At 73.7% G+C, this 17,836-nt stretch carries 18 protein-coding genes and 6 tRNA genes; 15 read left to right on the forward strand and 9 right to left on the reverse strand.

Annotated features, from left to right (window positions below; all coding sequences use genetic code 11):
* The first annotated feature begins 105 nt into the window (after positions 1-105).
* The 3 genes from cobT to ACZ6B8_RS28090 all read left to right on the forward strand — a co-directional run bounded on the left by cobT (position 106) and on the right by ACZ6B8_RS28090 (position 6,655).
* Positions 106-4,326: a nicotinate-nucleotide--dimethylbenzimidazole phosphoribosyltransferase gene (gene cobT / locus ACZ6B8_RS28080; RefSeq protein WP_471609081.1), complete on the forward strand. Its 4,221-nt coding sequence runs from the start codon at positions 106-108 to the stop codon at positions 4,324-4,326.
* Between the two features lie 161 nt (positions 4,327-4,487).
* A complete protein-coding gene (cobA, locus tag ACZ6B8_RS28085; protein WP_471080856.1) occupies positions 4,488-5,720 on the forward strand; it encodes a uroporphyrinogen-III C-methyltransferase in 1,233 nt (410 codons plus the stop codon).
* A gap of 116 nt (positions 5,721-5,836) precedes the next feature.
* Positions 5,837-6,655, forward strand: coding sequence for a TrmH family RNA methyltransferase (locus tag ACZ6B8_RS28090; protein ID WP_471080858.1), 819 nt, complete (start codon positions 5,837-5,839; stop codon positions 6,653-6,655).
* A gap of 13 nt (positions 6,656-6,668) precedes the next feature.
* Here the strand turns inward: ACZ6B8_RS28090 and ACZ6B8_RS28095 are convergent, their stop codons facing one another.
* Complete coding sequence (locus tag ACZ6B8_RS28095) at positions 6,669-7,967, reverse strand: serine/threonine-protein kinase (protein WP_471080860.1); 1,299 nt, start codon at positions 7,965-7,967, stop codon at positions 6,669-6,671.
* Between the two features lie 196 nt (positions 7,968-8,163).
* Here ACZ6B8_RS28095 and ACZ6B8_RS28100 point away from each other — a divergent pair, with 196 nt between their 5' ends.
* The 5 genes from ACZ6B8_RS28100 (at position 8,164) to ACZ6B8_RS28120 (ending at position 10,734) form a co-directional block, all read left to right on the forward strand.
* On the forward strand, positions 8,164-8,430 hold the full coding sequence (locus tag ACZ6B8_RS28100; protein WP_471080863.1) for a hypothetical protein: 267 nt from the start codon (positions 8,164-8,166) through the stop codon (positions 8,428-8,430).
* Positions 8,431-8,628: 198 nt separating this feature from the next.
* Entirely contained in the window at positions 8,629-8,832 is a 204-nt protein-coding gene (locus ACZ6B8_RS28105) for a hypothetical protein (RefSeq protein ID WP_355810567.1), read from the forward strand.
* A 169-nt stretch (positions 8,833-9,001) separates the two neighbouring features.
* Positions 9,002-9,274: a hypothetical protein gene (locus ACZ6B8_RS28110; protein ID WP_471609082.1), complete on the forward strand. Its 273-nt coding sequence runs from the start codon at positions 9,002-9,004 to the stop codon at positions 9,272-9,274.
* A gap of 113 nt (positions 9,275-9,387) precedes the next feature.
* Entirely contained in the window at positions 9,388-10,323 is a 936-nt protein-coding gene (locus ACZ6B8_RS28115) for a phosphotransferase family protein (RefSeq protein ID WP_471609083.1), read from the forward strand.
* A 102-nt stretch (positions 10,324-10,425) separates the two neighbouring features.
* Complete coding sequence (locus tag ACZ6B8_RS28120) at positions 10,426-10,734, forward strand: TFIIB-type zinc ribbon-containing protein (protein WP_471609084.1); 309 nt, start codon at positions 10,426-10,428, stop codon at positions 10,732-10,734.
* A gap of 49 nt (positions 10,735-10,783) precedes the next feature.
* Here the strand turns inward: ACZ6B8_RS28120 and ACZ6B8_RS28125 are convergent.
* The 5 genes from ACZ6B8_RS28125 to ACZ6B8_RS28145 all read right to left on the reverse strand — a co-directional run bounded on the left by ACZ6B8_RS28125 (position 10,784) and on the right by ACZ6B8_RS28145 (position 11,257).
* Positions 10,784-10,858: transfer RNA gene (locus ACZ6B8_RS28125), tRNA-Val, on the reverse strand.
* Between the two features lie 29 nt (positions 10,859-10,887).
* Positions 10,888-10,959, reverse strand: a tRNA-Val gene (locus tag ACZ6B8_RS28130).
* 39 nt (positions 10,960-10,998) lie between these two features.
* Positions 10,999-11,070 (reverse strand) — tRNA-Val (locus ACZ6B8_RS28135).
* Between the two features lies 1 nt (position 11,071).
* Positions 11,072-11,145: transfer RNA gene (locus tag ACZ6B8_RS28140), tRNA-Cys, on the reverse strand.
* A gap of 39 nt (positions 11,146-11,184) precedes the next feature.
* Positions 11,185-11,257 (reverse strand) — tRNA-Gly (locus ACZ6B8_RS28145).
* 186 nt (positions 11,258-11,443) lie between these two features.
* On the opposite strand from ACZ6B8_RS28145, the gene ACZ6B8_RS28150 reads away from it, so the two are divergent.
* From ACZ6B8_RS28150 to ACZ6B8_RS28160, 3 genes are all read left to right on the forward strand, one after another.
* A complete protein-coding gene (locus ACZ6B8_RS28150; RefSeq protein WP_471609171.1) occupies positions 11,444-12,469 on the forward strand; it encodes a chorismate-binding protein in 1,026 nt (341 codons plus the stop codon).
* The gene (locus ACZ6B8_RS28155; protein WP_471080875.1) at positions 12,466-13,287 is read left to right on the forward strand and encodes an aminotransferase class IV; all 822 of its coding nucleotides are present in this window, start codon (positions 12,466-12,468) and stop codon (positions 13,285-13,287) included. Before ACZ6B8_RS28150 ends, ACZ6B8_RS28155 begins: the two co-directional genes overlap by 4 nt.
* Positions 13,288-13,353: 66 nt before the next feature.
* The gene (locus tag ACZ6B8_RS28160; RefSeq protein ID WP_471609085.1) at positions 13,354-14,175 is read left to right on the forward strand and encodes a GNAT family N-acetyltransferase; all 822 of its coding nucleotides are present in this window, start codon (positions 13,354-13,356) and stop codon (positions 14,173-14,175) included.
* On the opposite strand, the gene ACZ6B8_RS28165 is transcribed toward ACZ6B8_RS28160, so the two are convergent.
* Positions 14,172-14,693: a DsbA family protein gene (locus tag ACZ6B8_RS28165; RefSeq protein ID WP_471609086.1), complete on the reverse strand. Its 522-nt coding sequence runs from the start codon at positions 14,691-14,693 to the stop codon at positions 14,172-14,174. The two genes, ACZ6B8_RS28160 and ACZ6B8_RS28165, sit on opposite strands and share 4 nt — an antisense overlap.
* 225 nt (positions 14,694-14,918) lie before the next feature.
* Here ACZ6B8_RS28165 and ACZ6B8_RS28170 point away from each other — a divergent pair, with 225 nt between their 5' ends.
* Both ACZ6B8_RS28170 and ACZ6B8_RS28175 read left to right on the forward strand, forming a co-directional pair.
* Entirely contained in the window at positions 14,919-15,365 is a 447-nt protein-coding gene (locus tag ACZ6B8_RS28170) for a hypothetical protein (RefSeq protein ID WP_471609087.1), read from the forward strand.
* 238 nt (positions 15,366-15,603) lie between these two features.
* On the forward strand, positions 15,604-15,852 hold the full coding sequence (locus ACZ6B8_RS28175) for a hypothetical protein (RefSeq protein ID WP_471080887.1): 249 nt from the start codon (positions 15,604-15,606) through the stop codon (positions 15,850-15,852).
* Here the strand turns inward: ACZ6B8_RS28175 and ACZ6B8_RS28180 are convergent.
* Both ACZ6B8_RS28180 and ACZ6B8_RS28185 read right to left on the reverse strand, forming a co-directional pair.
* A complete protein-coding gene (locus ACZ6B8_RS28180) occupies positions 15,849-16,406 on the reverse strand; it encodes a CGNR zinc finger domain-containing protein (RefSeq protein WP_471080890.1) in 558 nt (185 codons plus the stop codon). The two genes, ACZ6B8_RS28175 and ACZ6B8_RS28180, sit on opposite strands and share 4 nt — an antisense overlap.
* A 250-nt stretch (positions 16,407-16,656) precedes the next feature.
* Positions 16,657-17,070, reverse strand: coding sequence for an SsgA family sporulation/cell division regulator (locus ACZ6B8_RS28185; RefSeq protein WP_003959770.1), 414 nt, complete (start codon positions 17,068-17,070; stop codon positions 16,657-16,659).
* Between the two features lie 191 nt (positions 17,071-17,261).
* On the opposite strand from ACZ6B8_RS28185, the gene ACZ6B8_RS28190 reads away from it, so the two are divergent.
* Positions 17,262-17,696, forward strand: a complete 435-nt coding sequence (locus ACZ6B8_RS28190; protein WP_471609088.1) for a TIGR02611 family protein — start codon at positions 17,262-17,264, stop codon at positions 17,694-17,696.
* A 66-nt stretch (positions 17,697-17,762) separates the two neighbouring features.
* Positions 17,763-17,834 (forward strand) — tRNA-Val (locus tag ACZ6B8_RS28195).
* Positions 17,835-17,836: the final 2 nt, after the last annotated feature.

Here is a 17,836-nt window from a genome sequence, read left to right on the forward strand (position 1 = left end):
TTGAGGATGACGGGCGGTTGGTGCACCGCTCCGGGCGATCGGGCCTCCCCGGCCGAAGGCTGAGGGCGGTCGAAGAAGCACTAACCGATGGGCGAGGGGTTACGCATGACCGACACCGGCCAGGTCCCGGGTGAGGGACTGCCGGAGGGCGCAGGCAACGGTGTACCTTCCGGGCCCGCGCAGGGCATGGGGGCGCAGCAGCCGGGCGTACCCGCACCGGGCGCGTACACCTTCGCCGATCCCGCCGCCCCCTCCGCCCCCGCCGAAAGTCCTGCCGATGACGACGACCTGCTGCTGATGCCCGGCGCCCAGGGGGCCTGGAGCGAGGCGCAGGCCGCGTCGGCCGCGGCGCAGGGCCAGCTGCCGGGTCACGCGCCGGTTCCCGGCCATGGGCAGCAGCCCGCTCAGGGTGCCGGGCCCGCGCGGGCGGCTCAGCCGGCCCATGCCGCCGAGCCCGCCCATCAGCCCGTCCACCAGCCCGGTCCGCACGAGACCTCCGGCCGCGACAGCGGCTCGGTCGACCTGAACGGCGTCCGCATGCCCGACGGCACCTCCGCGCCGTCCCACCCGGGACCCGCCCGCCGCCCGCTCCATCACGGCCCGTCCGGCCCCGCGGTGCCCGACGGCATGGGGAGCCCGGTGCGCTCCCTCGCCGACCGCGGGCCCGCGGGGGCGCCCTCGGCCCCGCACACCGCGCCCGCGCGCCACGCGGGGCCGCCGACCGGTCCCGAGTACCTCGACATCCCGCGGGACGCCGCGGGCCAACCGCTGCCCGGCCCGCAGCTCGGCGAGATCCCGCCGCAGGGGGCCGCGCCGTGGGGGCAGATGGCTCCGGGGCAGGCCGACGAGGTGGCACTCGCCGCACCAGCAGAAACGGTCGTCCCGGAGGCACCGGAAGCAGCGCAAGCACCGGAGGCAGCGGAAGGCGCTGAAGCCCCAGTGTTCGCGGGGGCGGCAGCAGCCGCAGAGGTCACTGGCGCCGCAGAAGCATCGGAAATCCCGGACGCCCCGGACGCCCCGGGTGCCGCCATCGTCACAGAGGCCGCAGCCGCCACAGAGACGCCGGACGCCTCGGTCGTCACACCGGCCGAGCAAGGCCCGGCTGCCGTCTCCGCCGAGCTGCCTCCGGAGGCGCTTGCCGGTGCGCTCGCCGAGGGGCGGGGAGAGCAGGCACCGGAGCACGCGCCGGAGCACGAGCACGCGCCGGGGCACGTCCCGGAAACGGACGCGCCGGTCGCGTACGCCCCCGAGGCCGCCGCCTTCCCGAACGCCGCCGACTTCGGGCAGGCCCCGGTGCAGGAGCAGCAGTTCCCGGTCGGCGAGCAGCAGTTCGCGCCCGGCGACCAGCACTTCCCGATGGACGGCGCGCAGTTCGCGCCGGAGGAGCAGCAGGTTCAGGTCCCGGCCGGTGAGCAGCCCGCGTTCGCGTACGCCGGGCCCGCCGGCGCCGGCGAGCCCGCGTTCGCCGTCGCCTCCGCCCAGCCGTGGGACGGGGCGCAGGTCCCGCACGTCGACGAGATGCCGTACCCGGGGTTCGCCCCCGAGGCCGCGCAGGGCGCGCACACCGCGCCGCACGCCCCGGAGGGGTACCCCGCCGAGGCCCGGCACGCCGCCCCGGGACCGCAGCAGCCCGACCCGCAGTTCCCCCAGGACCCGCACGTCCCGCAGGAGACCGCGGCGCCGATGAACGGCCAGGCCGCCCCGGTCCACGGTGAGCCCGGCCTGCCCCAAGGCCCGGCGCCCGTCGGCCAGTTCGTGCCGGTCGACGGTTCGCTCCCGACCACCCCGCACCTGGCCCCGACGCCGCCGCACCCCGTGGCCGTCCCCCAGGAGGCCCCGGCCGCCCCGGAGGCCCCCGAGGCCGAGGCCCTGGCCGCGGATCAGCTGGACGCCGCCCCCGTACCCGTACCGCCCATGGAGACGGCCGACGCCCCGGCGCCGGACCTCCCGGGGCCCGGGGCCCTGACGCCCGAGGCCCTCACCCCCGAGGGCCCGGCGACCGCGGACGGCACGCCCGACGCGGCACAGCAGCCCGCTGTCACCGTGCCCGCCCCGCGAGACGGTGGTGAGCCCGTGGCCGAGGAGCCGGCTCCCGCGCCGGACGCCGAAGGTGTGGCAGCCGACGAGCCGGGTCTGCCGACCGGTGAGGCGACGGCGGAGGCGACGCCCGAAGCCGCTGAGGCCCCCCAGGGCCCCGCGGGCTCCGAGGTGCCCCGTATTGTCTCCTCTGCGGCGGTTCCGACCGGATTCCCGGCCGCCCCGCAGACGGCCGACCCGGCCGACGAGTTGGACGAGGCCGACGACGTCATCTCGTTCGAACCGATCGAAGCGAACGAAGTGACCGAAGTGGCCGAAGCACCCGAGATGGCCGAAGCGCCTGAAGCCCCCCTGCCCGCGCCCGCTGCGCCCGAGGCTCCCGAAGCCCTCGCACCCGCCGCCGCGGCGGAAGCCCCCGAGGCGCACGACGCCCCGCACGCCCCCGAGCTCCCGGAGCCGCTCGTGGCGGCCGACGCCGAGGCCCCGGAGTTCCTGGCCGCGGCCGAGGCGCCGGGCGGGACCGACGCCGAGGCCGCCGAGCCCGCCGTGTCTCCGGGCACCGCCGCCCCGGGCTACGCCGACGCCGAGCGCGAGGCCGTGCTGCGCGTCATGCGCGAGCGCCGCGACATCCGCAACGGCTTCCGCGCCGACCCCATCCCGCACGAGGTGCTGCTCCGCGTCCTGGAGGCCGCGCACACCGCCCCGTCCGTCGGCCACTCCCAGCCCTGGGACTTCGTCGTCATCAAGTCCGCGGAGACCCGCAGGACCATGCACGAACTGGCCGCCCGCCAGCGCGACGCGTACGCCAAGTCCCTGCCCAAGGGCCGCGCGAAGCAGTTCAAGGAACTGAAGATCGAGGCCATCCTCGACACCCCGGTGAACATCGTCGTCACCGCCGACCCCACCCGCGGCGGCCGCCACACCCTCGGCCGGCACACCCAGCCGCAGATGGCCCCGTACTCCTCGGCGCTCGCCGTCGAGAACCTCTGGCTCGCCGCGCGCGCCGAGGGCCTCGGCGTCGGCTGGGTCAGCTTCTTCGACGAGCGCGAGATGGTCCGCGCCCTCGGGCTCCCCGAGCACCTCGAAGTCGTCGCCTACCTCTGTGTGGGATACGTCGACGAGTTCCCGGACGAGCCCGAGCTGATGCAGGCCGGCTGGTCCAAGCGCCGCCCGCTCTCCTGGGTCGTCCACGAGGAGACGTACGGCCGCCGCGCCCTGCCCGGCGAGGACCCGCACGACCTGCTCGCCGAGACCGTGGCCAACATCCGCCCGCTGGACGCCAAGGCGCTCGGCGAGGCGTGGGAACGCCAGAAGCGGATGACCAAGCCGCCGGGCGCGCTCGGCATGCTGGAGATCATCTCCGCGCAGCTCTCGGGCCTGTCCCGGATGTGCCCGCCGCCGATCCCGGAGCCCGCGGCCGTCGCGATCTTCGCGGGCGACCACGGCGTGCACGCCCAGGGCGTCACCGCCTGGCCGCAGGAGGTGACCGCGCAGATGGTCGCCAACTTCCTCGGCGGCGGCGCGGTCTGCAACGCCTTCGCCAACCAGGTGGGCGCCGAGGTCTGCGTCATCGACGTGGGCGTGGCGAGCGAACTCCCGGCCACGCCGGGCCTGCTGCCCCGCAAGGTCCGCGCGGGCACCGCCGACATGACGACCGGACCCGCGCTCACCCGCGAAGAGGTCAAGGCGGCCGTCGAGGTCGGCATCGAGACCGCCCGCGACCTGGTGGCGGCCGGCAACAAGGCGCTGCTCACCGGCGAGATGGGCATCGCCAACACCACCGCGTCCGCGGCCCTGATCTCCGTCTACACGGACGTGGACCCCGCGGAGGTCACCGGCCGCGGCACGGGTATCAACGACGAGATGCACACCCGCAAGGTCGAGGTGGTCCGCCGCGCCCTCGAACTGCACCGGCCCGACCCCGCGGACCCGATCGGCGTCCTCGCGGCCATCGGCGGCCTGGAGCACGCGGCCATGGTCGGCCTGCTCCTCGGCGGCGCCTCCCTGCGCACTCCGGTGATCCTCGACGGCGTCAGCGCCGGCGCGGCCGCCCTGGTCGCCCGCGCCATCGCCCCCGAGGTCCTCGCGGCGTGCATCGCGGGCCACCGCAGCGCGGAGCCGGGCCACGTGGCCGCGCTCAACAAGCTGGGCCTGCGCCCCCTGGTCGACCTGGACCTGCGCCTCGGCGAGGGCACCGGCGCGCTGCTCGCGCTGCCGGTCGTGCAGAGCGCGGCCCGCGCGATGCACGAGGTCGCCACGTTCGACTCGGCGGGCGTCACCGAGAAGTAGCCGCCGCCGGGGCGAAGACCCCGATTTCGGCGCCGGGGCGGGGCTGGGGGAGACCTCCGGTCCCGCCCCCGCCATACTGAACCCGCACGTCAAGCAGCCGCTCCAGCGCAGCAGCGGTAGCGCACCACGAAGACTCCGCCCGCACGAGGAGCCCCAGAGCCATGGCCGAAAACCCCGCCTACCCCGTAGGCCTCCGCCTCGCAGGGCGCCGCGTCGTCGTCCTCGGCGGCGGCCAGGTGGCCCAGCGCCGCCTCCCGGCGCTGATCAAGGCGGGCGCCGACGTCCTCCTCGTGTCGCCGTCGGCGACCCCGTCCGTCGAGGCCATGGCGGACGCGGGCGAGATCACCTGGACGCGGCGCAGGTACGAGGACGGTGACCTGGACGGCGCCTGGTACGCCCTGATCGCCACCAGTGACGCGGCGGCGAACACCCGGGCATCGGCGGAGGCGGAGGCCCACCGTGTCTGGTGCGTGCGCTCCGACGACGCCGAGGCCGCCACCGCCTGGACCCCGGCCACCGGCCGCTCCGAGGGCGTCACCGTCGCGGTCCTCTCCAGCGACGTCCACGACCGCGACCCCCGCCGCACCGCCGCCATCCGCGACGCGGTCGTCGAGGGCCTGCGCGACGGCAGCCTCGTCGCCCCGCACCTGCGCGCCCGGACCCCCGGCGTCGCCCTGGTCGGCGGCGGACCCGGCGACCCCGACCTGATCACCGTCCGCGGCCGGCGGCTGCTGGCCGCCGCCGACGTCGTCATCGCCGACCGCCTCGGCCCCCGCGACCTCCTCGACGAACTCCCGGCGCACGTCGAGGTCATCGACGCCGCGAAGATCCCCTACGGCCGCTACATGGCGCAGGAGGCGATCAACAACGCCCTGATCGAGCACGCCAAGCAGGGCAAGGCCGTGGTCCGTCTGAAGGGCGGCGACCCCTATGTCTACGGGCGCGGCATGGAGGAGCTCCAGGCGCTCGCCGAGGCGGGCATCGCCTGCACGGTGGTCCCCGGCATCTCCAGCTCGATCTCCGTCCCCTCGGCCGCCGGCATCCCGGTCACCCACCGCGGCGTCGCCCATGAGTTCACGGTGGTCAGCGGCCATGTGGCGCCGGACGACGAGCGCTCCCTGGTCGACTGGGAGTCGCTGGCCAAGCTGCGCGGCACCCTGGTGATCCTGATGGGCGTCGACAAGATCGGCAAGATCGCCGAGGCGCTGATCGCCCACGGCAAGGACGCCGACACCCCGCTCGCCCTGATCCAGGAGGGCACGACGGCCGCCCAGCGCCGCGTCGACGCCACGCTCGGCACGGTCGCGGAAGCGGTCCGCGTCCACGAGGTGAAACCCCCGGCCGTCATCGTGATCGGCGACGTCGTGCGGGTGGGCCCCTCGGACCCCGCCTGACCGGGGCCCCGCCCCTCGCACCCCGCCCAGCCCCTCCGGCCCCCACACGTAACCAGCGGTAACGGAACCCGTCCACAGCCGTTGGCACCACACCCAGGACAAGGCAGTATCACCCTGTGGCTGATCTCATCACCGTCGACGACCCCGACGACCCCCGCCTGCGCGACTACACCGGCCTGACCGACGTCGAGCTGCGCCGCAGGCGCGAACCGGCCGAGGGCCTGTTCATCGCGGAGGGCGAGAAGGTCATCAGACGGGCCAAGGACGCCGGGTACGAGATGCGCTCGATGCTGCTCTCGGCCAAGTGGGTCGACGTCATGCGCGACGTCATCGACGAACTCCCGGCCCCGGTGTACGCGGTCAGCCCCGACCTCGCCGAGCGGGTCACCGGCTACCACGTGCACCGCGGCGCGCTCGCCTCCATGCAGCGCAAGCCGCTGCCCACGGCCGACGAACTCCTCGCGGCCACCCGCCGGGTCGTCGTCATGGAGGCGGTGAACGACCACACCAACATCGGGGCCATCTTCCGCTCCGCCGCGGCGCTCGGCATGGACGCGGTCCTGCTCTCGCCGGACTGCGCGGACCCGTTGTACCGCCGCTCCGTGAAGGTCTCGATGGGCGCGGTCTTCTCCGTCCCCTACGCCCGCCTGGAATCCTGGCCGAAGGGCCTGGAGGGCGTGCGCGGGGCGGGCTTCAACCTCCTGGCCCTCACCCCCGACGAGAAGGCCAAGTCCCTGGACGAGGCGGCGCCGCACCGGATGGACCGCGTCGCGCTGATGCTGGGCGCCGAGGGCGACGGCCTCTCCACCCAGGCACTGGTCGCCGCCGACGAGTGGGTCCGCATCCCGATGGCCCACGGCGTGGACTCGCTGAACGTGGGCGCGGCCGCGGCGGTCGCGTTCTACGCGGTGGCCACGGGACGCCCGCAGCTCTGAGGAGCTGCCGCCCTCACGCGCCCGGCGTGGCCGAGGGATCGGTCCGCGTGTGCTGCCGCACGTCGCGTACGTGATCGTCCCCGAGGCCCCGCGCGGGGCCCTGGCAGCCTTGCGCGGCCGCGATGCCGAGCGCCACGAGCAGCGTGACGACGACGAAGACGAAGAGCCGCTGCCGCAGCAGCCGCGGATTGGCGGGCCCGCGCCGCCCCGTGCCGGTGGTGCGCGGTCCCGGGCGCCCCGCGCCGCTGCGCGGGGCGGGCCTGCCGCCCGAACGCGTGGTGTTGCGGGGCCCGGAGGGCCGCGAGCCGGAGCGCGCGCTGTGCGGCCGGGACGAGCCCGTCCGCGGCGGGCCGGAGCGCGGCGGGGGAGTGGCGCCGGGGGCGGGCCTGCGCTGGGTGCGCTCGTCCAGATAGCCCTCGGCGAGGCGACCGGTCGGCTGGTCGTGGCTCTGCCGGGGCGCGGGCGGCCGGACGGCGCCGAGCCCTTGAGCCTCGCGGGCCGCGATCTCCTTGAGCCTGAGCGACAGTTGGAGCGTGCTGGGCCGCTCCTCCGGATCCTTGGCGAGGCAGGCCCGGATCAGCGGCGCGAGCGCGTCGGGCACGCCGTGCAGCTGCGCCTCCTCGTGGACCACCCGGTAGAGCATGACCTCGGAACTGCCGTGTCCGAAGGGTGAGTCCGCCATGCCCGCGTACGCGAGGGTGGCGCCGAGCGCGAAGACGTCGGTGGCGGGGGTGACGGTGGCGCCGCGCACCTGTTCGGGCGCGAGGAAGCCGGGCGACCCGACGGCCGTCCCGACGTGCGTCAGCGTCGAGGCGCCGGTGGCCCAGGCGATGCCGAAGTCGATGATCCGCGGGCCCTTGGGGGACAGCAGGATGTTCGACGGCTTGAGGTCGCGGTGGACGACACCGGCCTCGTGCACGGCCACCAGGCCCTCCGCGAGCGCGGAGCCGACCACCGCCACGTCGGCCGCGGAGAGCGGCCCCTCGGCGGCGACCTTGTCGTGCAGCGAGGGACCGGGCACGTACTGCGTGGCGAACCACGGCCGGTCCGCGTCGAGGTCGGCCGCGACCAGCCGTGCCGTACAGCCGCCGCGGATGCGGCGCGCGGCCGACACCTCACGGGCGAACCGCGACCGGAACTCCTGATCCTCCGCCAGATCCGGCCGGATCACCTTCAGCGCGACGCGTTGGCCGCGCCGGTCCGAGCCCAGATAGACCACACCCATGCCGCCGGCGCCCAGGCGCCTGTGCAACCTGAACGAGCCGACGACACGCGGGTCCTCGCGCCGGAGCCGCATCATCGTCATGTCCATCCCCGCTACCCGGTCCGTTTGACGAGCCACAGCTTACGTTTCCACGGCCGGGCACGTGCAGAGGCCGCGCCCTCGCGGGGCGATCGATTGTCAGTGCCCGGTGGGAAACTTGAAGAGTGGTCAGAAGGCGGGGGACCTGGGGGCGTTGCTGATGCCCCGATCTCCAACCATCCATCGCTGAAGGGGGATTGATCCCGTGAAGGGTGATCGCGTGGAGATAGTCGTGGACGCCGGTGACACGACTCGGACGTACGAAGTGGTGGCCAGTCGGGCGGGTCGACGGGTGGAGACGGCGGTGCGCAGGGGAGTGGTCGAAGTGAGCGAAGTCACCCGAAGCGGATCAGTGGTGCGTACGGCGCGGTTCATGTCCACCCGCGTCCTCGCCTTGGTGGAACAGCCCGTTCCGAGGGAGGACACCTCCGAGGCAGCGGCCCGTCCCCTCCGGGAAGACCCGGAGTCCTAGGACCTCTTCTCCACCCACGGGAGTACATGCGTGCCGGGTGCTCATCCTCCGGGAGGCCCGGCAATCGGTACGAGGGCATGACGTCCCGCACCCGCCCCGCACCTAAATTTGAGCTCAAGCGGCGGGTGGCGCACTCGTCCCCCGAGGCCGGACACTCGCCGCTGCCAACACCACATCGAAGCGGTCAGGAGAGGAATCATGGCGGACACGGCACCGCGGACCATGATCCGCACGCAAGGGCGCAGATTCTCCGCGTTCGGCGTCCGCCCGTCCGGCACGCGCCATCCTCTGGTGGCGACGGCCATGGTCCTCCCCCTGGCAGCTCTGCTCGTGGTCGTCTTCGGCGGCTGGGAGTCAGTGGTCACACAAGCGTCGTCCGTGGGCGTGATGCTGGGGCGCTGAGCGGCGCCCCAGGCCCGGAAGAGCGGTCCGGGCGGGGACATCCGGCCATGAAACCCCGTGGGGACGGGGGTGCGGCGGACGGCAAAATGCCCGCGCAGCTGGGGAGCTGCGCGGGCATGGCCATGTCCGCGCCCGGAACCGGCCGCCGCCCGCGGGCGTCCTGGTCGTCATGGCGCAGGGCGGAAGCACGATGGGCGAGGAGCCGGGCTGGGGTGAACTGCTGCTCGGCTTCGCCGCCGCGGCTCTCCCGCCCACCCTGATCGGCGGGGCGCTGATCCTCTCCCTCGTCGGCCTGACGGTATGGGCCACGGCACCCCTGCGCGGACGCAGACGCCCCCGGACCCATAGCCCCGAACCGCTCGCCCGCCCCGGGCCACCCGCCTCCCGGGAGGGCCCGGCCCCGGTCGCCGAACACCGACCCGCCGAACCACCGAACCCCTGAGCACCCGCCCGCCCGGCGCCCCGCCCGCCCCGCAGCAGGCCGACCGCCGCCCCGGCGGCCCCACCCCCACGCCCCAGTCGTACGCTTCGCCGACGACCCTTCGACGTACGGACGTGCCAGAGACCGTGACCCCCGCGCTGCTCCCCGCCCTGACCGCCGAGGTCCGCTCCGCGGCCCACCCGACGGTCGGCGCGGTCTGCTCCTGCCCCGTCGGCGACGCGGTGCTCGCGGAGCGGGAGGACGCCACGGTGGTCCGGCACGGCGCCCTTGTCGCCAAGGCGCACGCCCCCGGCACGGACCCCGCGGAGCTGGCCGTACGCCTGGACGTCGCCACCCGGCTCCCCGGCACCCTCCTCGCGCCCCTGCACCCCGGCGCCATGCCCCTCCACGGCCGCCTCGTCACCCTGTGGCCGCACGGCACCCCGGTCGACCGCGACGACCCCGACGCCGCCCCCTGGGAGGCCGCGGCGGCCCTCCTCGCCCGGCTGCACGCCACACCTCCGGCGGCGCTCCCGCATCCGCTGCCGCCCATGCGCGGCCCCCTCAAGGCGGCCCGTGCCGTCGACCGGCTGCGCGCGGCCGGTCCGCACCCCGCCGCCGCCCCGGTCCTGCGCGCCTGGGCCGCCCTGCCGCCCTGGGCCCGCGCCGAGGCCCCCGCACCGGGCCCGCCGCGGCTGTGCCACGGGGACCTCCACCTCGGCCAGCTCGTCCAGGCCCCCAAGGGGAACTGGCTGCTCATCGACGTGGACGACCTCGGCGCCGGCGACCCCGCCTGGGACCTGGCGCGGCCCGCCGCCTGGTTCGCGTGCGGCCTGCTCGCCCCGCAGGAGTGGACCCGCTTCCTGGACGCCTACCGACGGGCCCACGGACCCGCCGTTCCCGCGGACGGCGGCGACCCCTGGCCCGCCCTGGACGTTCCCGCCCGCGCCCTCACCGTGCAGACCGCCGCGCTGGCGATCGCCAAGGCGGTCGCCGCGGACCGGCCCGTGGACGAGGTCGAGCAATCCCTGGTCGACGCCTGCGACCGCATGGGCTCAATCGCCGCCTGACCACCCGAGTTGGCACCGGAGGCGACGAAGTAGGGTGCAACGCACCGAAGCCGGGCAGTGTTCCGGCGAAGCAGTCACCACCGGCGAGGAGTTGAGCCGTCCATGCAGTGCCCCAAGTGTCACGCACCGATGCACACGTACAACCGCAACGGCGTCCAGATCGAGCAGTGCAGCAACTGCCGCGGGATATTCCTGGACTACGGCGAGCTGGAGTCCCTGACCCGCCTGGAGTCGCAGTGGGGCGGACAGCAGGTCCCGCCGCCGGCGCCACCGGCCCCGCAGGGCTACCCCGCGGCCCCCGCGCCGGCCTGGGGCGCCCCGCACGGCGGCCACGGCGGTCACGGTGGTCACGGTGGTCACTACGGCCACAACCGTCACAAGAGCTTCGGGCACATGCTCTTCTCGTCCTGAGCGAACGACGAAGCCCCCGGTCGTGGGGACGACCGGGGGCTTCGTGGGGTGGTGCGCGATACTGGGATTGAACCAGTGACCTCTTCCGTGTCAGGGAAGCGCTCTCCCGCTGAGCTAATCGCGCAGGTGAACCTGCGTGTGCTGCGTACTGCGTGCGCGATACTGGGATTGAACCAGTGACCTCTTCCGTGTCAGGGAAGCGCTCTCCCGCTGAGCTAATCGCGCGGGACGACCCTCATGAAGACGACCTTCGTGAAGATCCAGTGGACGATACTGGGATTGAACCAGTGACCTCTTCCGTGTCAGGGAAGCGCTCTCCCGCTGAGCTAATCGTCCTTGGAGGTGGAGACGGGATTTGAACCCGTGTAGACGGCTTTGCAGGCCGTTGCCTCGCCTCTCGGCCACTCCACCAGGAGTGCGGGGGTTCGGGAAGATCCCCCTCTTCCTGCGAGCGGACGACCAGGTTCGAACTGGCGACCTCAACCTTGGCAAGGTTGCGCTCTACCAACTGAGCTACGTCCGCTTGTCTTTCCCGTTTCGCTTGCGCGTCCCGGCGACGTGTTGAACTCTAGCGGATTCCTGGGCCAGTACAAAAACGCGTTTGCGCAGCGTGCTGCGCTGTCGCCGGTCGGGGCGGTGCGAAGAGACCGGTCATAGACTCAAAGCTGTGCACAACCCCCCTCTGACGACCTCCGCCACGCTCCCTCCCATGGCGCGCTTCGGCGGCCGCGTGGCGACCGGTCTACGCGATGTGACCAGCGACCCCGCGGCCCTGGACTCCACCGGCTTCTGGGCGGTGTCCGCGGACTTCGAGGGGGGTCTGGTCTGCGCACGCTTCGACGACATGCGCGAGGAAGCGGTGCCCGCCCCCGTCCCCGGCGCCTGGCACGGCCCGGCCACCGACGCCTGGACGTCGTCCCTCGACCGCGCCGCGTACATGGAGGGCGTACGGAGGGTGCGCGCGTCCATAGCCGCCGGCGACGTCTACCAGGCCAACCTCTGCCGGGTGCTGTCCGCGCCCGTCCCCGCCGACGCCGACGTGGACGCCCTGACCGCACTCCTCGCGCGCGGTAACCCCGCCCCGTACGCCGGGACCATCCGGCTGCCCGGCCACGGCGTGGAGGTGGCCACCGCATCGCCCGAGCTCTTCCTGCGCCGCGCGGGCCGGGTCGTGGAGTCCGGGCCCATCAAGGGCACCGGGCGCACCGAGGCGGACCTCCTGGAGAAGGACTACGCCGAGAACGTCATGATCGTGGACCTCGTCCGCAACGACCTCGGCCGCGTCTGCGCCACCGGCTCGGTGACCGTCCCCGACCTCTGCGTGGTCGAGAAGCACCCGGGGCTCGTCCATCTCGTCTCCACCGTGAGCGGAGAGCTGAGCCCCGGCGCGGGGTGGCCCGAACTGTTCGACGCGGCCTTCCCGCCCGGCTCCGTCACCGGCGCTCCGAAGTCCAGCGCGCTGCGGATCATCGACGAACTGGAGACCGCGCCCCGGGGCCCGTACTGCGGCGGCATCGGCTGGGTCGACGCCGACCGCGGCACCGCGGAGCTCGCCGTCGGCATCCGCACCTTCTGGATCGACCGGGCCGCGGGCCTGCTGCGCTTCGGCACCGGCGCGGGCATCACCTGGGGCTCCGACCCGGAGGGGGAGTGGCGGGAGACCGAGCTGAAGGCGGCGCGGCTGCTGGCGGTAGCGTCGGGGGCGTACGCAGCGAGTGGAGGAACCCCGACGTGAAGATCTGGCTCAACGGTGGCCTGCAGGACCTCGACGCCGCCCGCGTCTCCGTGCTGGACCACGGACTGACGGTGGGCGACGGCGTCTTCGAGACGGTGAAGTCGGTCGAGGGCCGGCCGTTCGCCCTGACCCGCCACCTGGCCCGGCTCGCGCGGTCGGCGCGCGGACTCGGGCTGCCCGAGCCGGACCTGGACGAGGTGCGCCACGCCTGCGCCGCCGTCCTGGCGGCCGACCCGCTGCCGCTCGGCCGGCTGCGGATCACCTACACCGGCGGGATCTCGCCGCTCGGCTCGGACCGCGGCGACCAGGGCACCACGCTGGTCGTGGCGGCCGGCGAGGCCGGGCGGCGCCCCGACACCACCGCGGTGATCACGGTCCCGTGGACCCGCAACGAACGCGGCGCGCTGGCCGGCCTGAAGACCACCTCGTACGCGGAGAACGTCGTGGCGCTCGCCCGCGCCCGCGAACAGGGCGCGTCGGAGGCGCTGTTCGCCAACACCGTCGGCCGGCTCTGCGAGGGCACGGGCTCCAACGTCTTCGTCGTCCTCGACGGCGAACTCCACACCCCGCCGGTCTCCTCCGGCTGCCTGGCGGGCATCACGCGCGAGCTGACGGTCGAGTGGACCGGCGCCCGTGAGACCGAGCTGCCGCTGGACGTCCTGGACCGCGCCGACGAGGTCTTCCTGACCTCGACGCTGCGTGACGTCCAGGCCGTGCACCGGGTCGGCGACCGCCAACTGCCGGACGCGCCGGGGCCGGTGACCGCCAAGGCGATGCGGGTCTTCGACGAGCGGGCGGCGGACGACCTGGATCCGTGAGCCGGGTCCAGGGCCGAGGGGAAACCCTGGTGACGGTGCGGGCCCGGTGCGGGTAGAACGTCAGTGATGACCACGACCCTGCGGCCGACCGGGCCGCTTCAGCAGGGCGCCGACGGCGCCAAGGCGCGTACGTACGACGTCTGCGTGAACAGCCGGCCCGTGGGGTCGATAGACCTCGCCACGCACGACGTCTTCGGGCCCGGCGTCTGCCGCGTCCGCGACCTGCGGATCGCGGAACCGGACCGGGGCCGCGGCCGGGCCACCGTCGCGGCGCTCGCCGCCGAGGAGGTGGCCCGTGGCTGGGGCTGTACGCGCGTCGAGGCGACCGTGCCCGCGGCGGCCGCCGCGGCGCTGCGGCTGGCCACGGCGCTCGGCTACGTCGAGCGCAACCGCCAGATGGCCAAGCCGCTCGCGGGCGCGCTCACCCTGCCGGAGGGCACCGAGTGGCGGGCGATGACCGAGGACGAGTACGGGGCGTGGCTCGCGGACCACGAGGAGGGGTATGTGCGCGACTGGGTCGAGCGCGGCGTGCCCGAGGCGGAGGCACGCGCCAAGGCCAGGGCCGACAACGCGCGCTTCCTCCCCGACGGGCTCGCCACCCCGGACAGCCGGCTGAGCGTCCTCACACATCGGGGAACCAGGGTCGGCACCCTGTGGGTCGCCCTGGAGAGCGGCGGCGCCTTCGTCTACGACGTCGAGGTCGACGCGGAGCACCGCGGGCACGGCCACGGCCGTTCCCTGATGCTCGTCGCCGAGGAGCAGGCCCGCGCGGCGGGCCGCAGCCGCATCGGCCTCAACGTCTTCGCGGGCAACACCCCGGCGCTGTGCCTGTACGAGTCGCTCGGCTACGAACCCACCTCGTACTACCTCTACAAGCCGCTGTCCTAGTCCGCCGCGAGCAGCCGGTCGGCGATCTCCTCGATGCGGGCGCGCAGCCCGTCCTGGCTCTTGCCGCCGTCGAGGCGCTCGCCGTCGATGACGTACGTGGGCGTGCCGGTGACGCCGATCGCCTTGCCCTCGGCCTGGTCGGCGTCGACGATCAGGATGTGCCGCCCGTCGATCAGGGCGGTGTCGAACTCCTCGGCGTCCAGGCCGAGTTCGCGGGCGGTGTCCACCAGGTGGCGCTCGCCCTCGCGGTCCAGCTTCTCCACCCCGGCGAGCACCGCCTCGACGTACGGCCACCCCTTGCCCTGCTCGAAGGCCTCCTCGGCGGCCTGCGCGGCGGCGAAGGAGTGCTTGTGCTTCTCGAGGGGGAAGTGCCGCAGGCGCAGCTCGATGCGGTCGCCGTACCGGGCGCGCAGGGCGCGCACGTCGTCGAGGGCGGTACGGCAGTCGGGGCACTGCAGCTCGCACCAGACGTCGAGGACGACGGGGCGGGCGGGGCGGTCGGAGGGGGAGTCGCTCATGGGCACAGTCTTTCAGCCGGTCGCGGCCGCGCGCCCGCCGGATCCGCTTCCCGGGCGGCACGGGGCGTCACCGACCGGCACCTGGGGAGGAGGGCGGACCCCTAGATGACCCGGAAATGTCCCTGAGGTCCGCCCGCGACGTGGCTCCGCGGCGCCGACCCGGTGCAGGATGGAAGGGACGACAGCGTCATTTTCCGACGTACGCCTGCATGCCTGGAGGACCGGATGATTGCCGAGACCGTCTGTTCCGCCGTGTCCGCGGCCGGGCTGGGCATCGCCGCGGTCTCGGCCTACCGCAAGCGGTTCCTCTCCGCGGCCCGGCTCGCGGGGTACTCCCTGGTGCCGATCGGCCTGGTCCTGACGGGCGTCGTCGGCTGGGCGGCCGACACGGCGTTCAGCCTCAAGGCCTGGGTCGGCTTCGGCATGCTCGGCGTGGCCTGGCTGGTGTTCCTGGGCACGCGTGCCGTGGAGCGCAGGCAGGGCGGCACCCGCAAGGAGCGCAGGGCCGCGAAGGCCGCTCAGCGCGAGGCGGTGGCCCCCGGGGCGTCGGCCCCCTCGCTCGGCGGCAGCTCGCGGCAGGCCCCCGGCCGCCCGGCGGCCAAGCCGCAGTCGGCCGCGCCCGCGGAGGACTTCAGCGACATCGAGGCGATCCTGAAGAAGCACGGCATCTGAAGGAGCCGCGTCCGCGGGCGGCGGTCGTCAACCGCCGTCTGCGCTCCCGGGCGTGAATGGCTCCCTCGTTCGAGCGCGGTCGCGGGCGCCCCGGCCGCGCGCGAGAACGCGCTGGTGAGCGCGGGATGGGCGGGCCGCACGCCGGTCTTTCGCCGGTTCACGGGATCCGGCGAACTCCCGCTCGGACCGAGCGTGTTGGTCGGCGGGGGTCGCGGCGCTGCGTCATCATCACCGCGAGATGCTGGACACCACCACAGAGGGCGATGCCGCCCCGCCGGACGACGGCAGGCAAGCGGCACCGGCCCATGAGCGACGACCTGCCGACGCAGAGCGGCACGGCCCCCACGGCGAAGCGGAGCCGCCCGCCGGCGACGAGGAGCGGCAGGGCTGTCTCTTCGCCCTCTCCCAGCCACCCTTGATGATCTTTCTGGCGGTGATCGGCACCCTGATCCTGCTGGCCTCGCTGCACGACCTGCTGCTGCTCTAGCCCGCTGCTTCCCGGCGGCGGGCGCGGTAGGCGGCGACGTGCAGCCGGTTGCCGCAGGTGCGGCTGTCGCAGTAGCGGCGCGAGCGGTTCCGCGAGAGGTCGACGAAGGCGTGCCGGCAGTCCGGGGCCTCGCAGCGCCGCAGCCGTTCCTGCTCGCCGGCGACCACGAAGAAGGCCAGGGCCATCCCGCAGTCGGCGGCCAGGTGGTCGGCGACGGACGCCCCGGGCGCGAAGTAGTGGATGTGCCAGTCGTAGCCGTCGTGGTCGGTGAGCCGGGGCGTGGTGCCGGCCGTCGCGATCAGCTCGTTGAGGATCGCGGAGGCGGTCCGTGGTTCGGGGTGGGCGAAGACCTCCCCGAAGCGGGCGCGGATGTGGTGGACGGCGGCGAGGTCGTCCTCGGTGAGCACCCCGACGTCGCTCACGTCGTGGGTCCGTACGAATTCCCCGAGTGCCGCCACGTTCGCGAGCCCGTCCGTCCCGTTCGTTTCCGGTGCGGTGTTCACCAGATCGACCACGGAGTCTAGGGAACACCGGGTGTCGTGGGTGATCAGCACGATTCGCTCCCTGGCCTGGAGGTGGTGGCGGCCTCCCCTCGCCCCCGCGGGGCCGGGGGAGCGGTGCCCGCCGATGCTGGCCGATGCTAGCGGCTCACCCACAGGACGCACCGGCGCCGTCGCCGCGGAAAGTCCGCGGCGACGGCGCCGGTGTCTGTATCTGTTCGCCTTGTGTCGTTGTGTCGTGACTGCCTGCCGCCGTCGCCCCGAGTCGGACGGCGTATGCGGTTCTCGACGCGCCGGGTGGCGCTTAGCTCTCGGCCAGGATGTGTGAGAGCTCGGTGTCGAGGTCGAAGTGGCGGTGTTCCGTGCCGGGTGGCACGGCTGCGTCCGTTCTCTTGAGAAACGACTCCAGGGCCCGCGCCGGGGCCTCGAGCAGAGCCTCGCCCTCCGGCGAGCTCAGGGCGATGCAGACAACGCCCTGACCGTGGCTCCGGGACGGCCAGACTCGGACGTCGCCGGTTCCGGTGGGCCGGTGCAGGCCCTCGGCGAGGAGGTCGCGGGCGAACACCCACTCGACGGTTTCCTCGGCTCCGGTGTGGAAGGTGGCGTGCACGGCATAGGGATCGGCCGTGTCATACCGCAGTCCTGCGGGTACAGGCAGTGAGGACTCGCTCGACACAACGAGGCGCAGGTGCAGCTCGCAGCTGACCGTGGTGTTCATAAGCGCCAGGGCCTTTCGCTCAGTGTGCGCTCGGGGATTCGCACGTCGGCGAAATCGACATGCCACCTACGGTGCCGTTGTAAACCCCTCTGAGGGATTTGCGTGTCTTTATGTGCCTCGTATGGCGGGTTGTGTCCTTCGTTGATGCACCCATTCCGGTGACGGGTTTCCGTCCGGTAGGGTTTGGCCGCATGAATACGGGGAGTAACGAACCGGCGGAGGTCGCGGACCCAGCCGCCGGAGTCAAGCCCGAACAGCCGCTCGGTTCCCGAGCGCCGAAGTTCATCCAGGCCCGCCGGGCGCTGCACCTCAGCTGGCAGGTGGGCGTCTTCGTCGTGGGTCTCGCCGTGGTCGTGGCGGGCATCATCATGCTGCCCCTGCCGGGCCCGGGCTGGCTGGTGATCTTCGGCGGCATGGCGATCTGGGCGACCGAGTTCGTCTGGGCCCAGCTGGTGCTCCGCTGGACGAAACGCAAGGTCACCGAGGCCGCACAGCGTGCGCTCGACCCCAAGGTGCGCCGCAGGAACATCATCCTGACGACCATCGGGCTCGTGATCATCGCGGTGCTCGTCGGTATCTACGTGTGGAAGTTCGGCATCGTCATGCCGTGGAAGATCAAGGAGTGACCGGCGGGTGACTCCGAGGCGGTCCGGAGCACCCGCTGACATGCGGTAATGTTCTCCGTGCGCCCGGGGCGATTAGCTCAGTGGGAGAGCGCTTCGTTCACACCGAAGAGGTCACTGGTTCGAACCCAGTATCGCCCACC

The sequence above is a fragment of the Streptomyces sp. NPDC041122 genome (assembly GCF_055592445.1).

Excerpts from the sequence above, each read along its gene's own strand:
- cobT (WP_471609081.1), top strand. The coding sequence starts at position 106 with ATGACCGACACCGGCCAGGTCCCGGGTGAGGGACTGCCGGAGGGCGCA.
- cobA (WP_471080856.1), top strand. The coding sequence starts at position 4,488 with ATGGCCGAAAACCCCGCCTACCCCGTAGGCCTCCGCCTCGCAGGGCGC.
- ACZ6B8_RS28095 (WP_471080860.1), bottom strand. The coding sequence starts at position 7,967 with ATGGACATGACGATGATGCGGCTCCGGCGCGAGGACCCGCGTGTCGTC.
- ACZ6B8_RS28105 (WP_355810567.1), top strand. The coding sequence starts at position 8,629 with ATGGCGGACACGGCACCGCGGACCATGATCCGCACGCAAGGGCGCAGA.
- ACZ6B8_RS28110 (WP_471609082.1), top strand. The coding sequence starts at position 9,002 with ATGGCGCAGGGCGGAAGCACGATGGGCGAGGAGCCGGGCTGGGGTGAA.
- ACZ6B8_RS28120 (WP_471609084.1), top strand. The coding sequence starts at position 10,426 with ATGCAGTGCCCCAAGTGTCACGCACCGATGCACACGTACAACCGCAAC.
- ACZ6B8_RS28150 (WP_471609171.1), top strand. The coding sequence starts at position 11,444 with ATGGCGCGCTTCGGCGGCCGCGTGGCGACCGGTCTACGCGATGTGACC.
- ACZ6B8_RS28160 (WP_471609085.1), top strand. The coding sequence starts at position 13,354 with ATGACCACGACCCTGCGGCCGACCGGGCCGCTTCAGCAGGGCGCCGAC.
- ACZ6B8_RS28165 (WP_471609086.1), bottom strand. The coding sequence starts at position 14,693 with ATGAGCGACTCCCCCTCCGACCGCCCCGCCCGCCCCGTCGTCCTCGAC.
- ACZ6B8_RS28170 (WP_471609087.1), top strand. The coding sequence starts at position 14,919 with ATGATTGCCGAGACCGTCTGTTCCGCCGTGTCCGCGGCCGGGCTGGGC.
- ACZ6B8_RS28175 (WP_471080887.1), top strand. The coding sequence starts at position 15,604 with ATGCTGGACACCACCACAGAGGGCGATGCCGCCCCGCCGGACGACGGC.
- ACZ6B8_RS28185 (WP_003959770.1), bottom strand. The coding sequence starts at position 17,070 with ATGAACACCACGGTCAGCTGCGAGCTGCACCTGCGCCTCGTTGTGTCG.
- ACZ6B8_RS28190 (WP_471609088.1), top strand. The coding sequence starts at position 17,262 with ATGAATACGGGGAGTAACGAACCGGCGGAGGTCGCGGACCCAGCCGCC.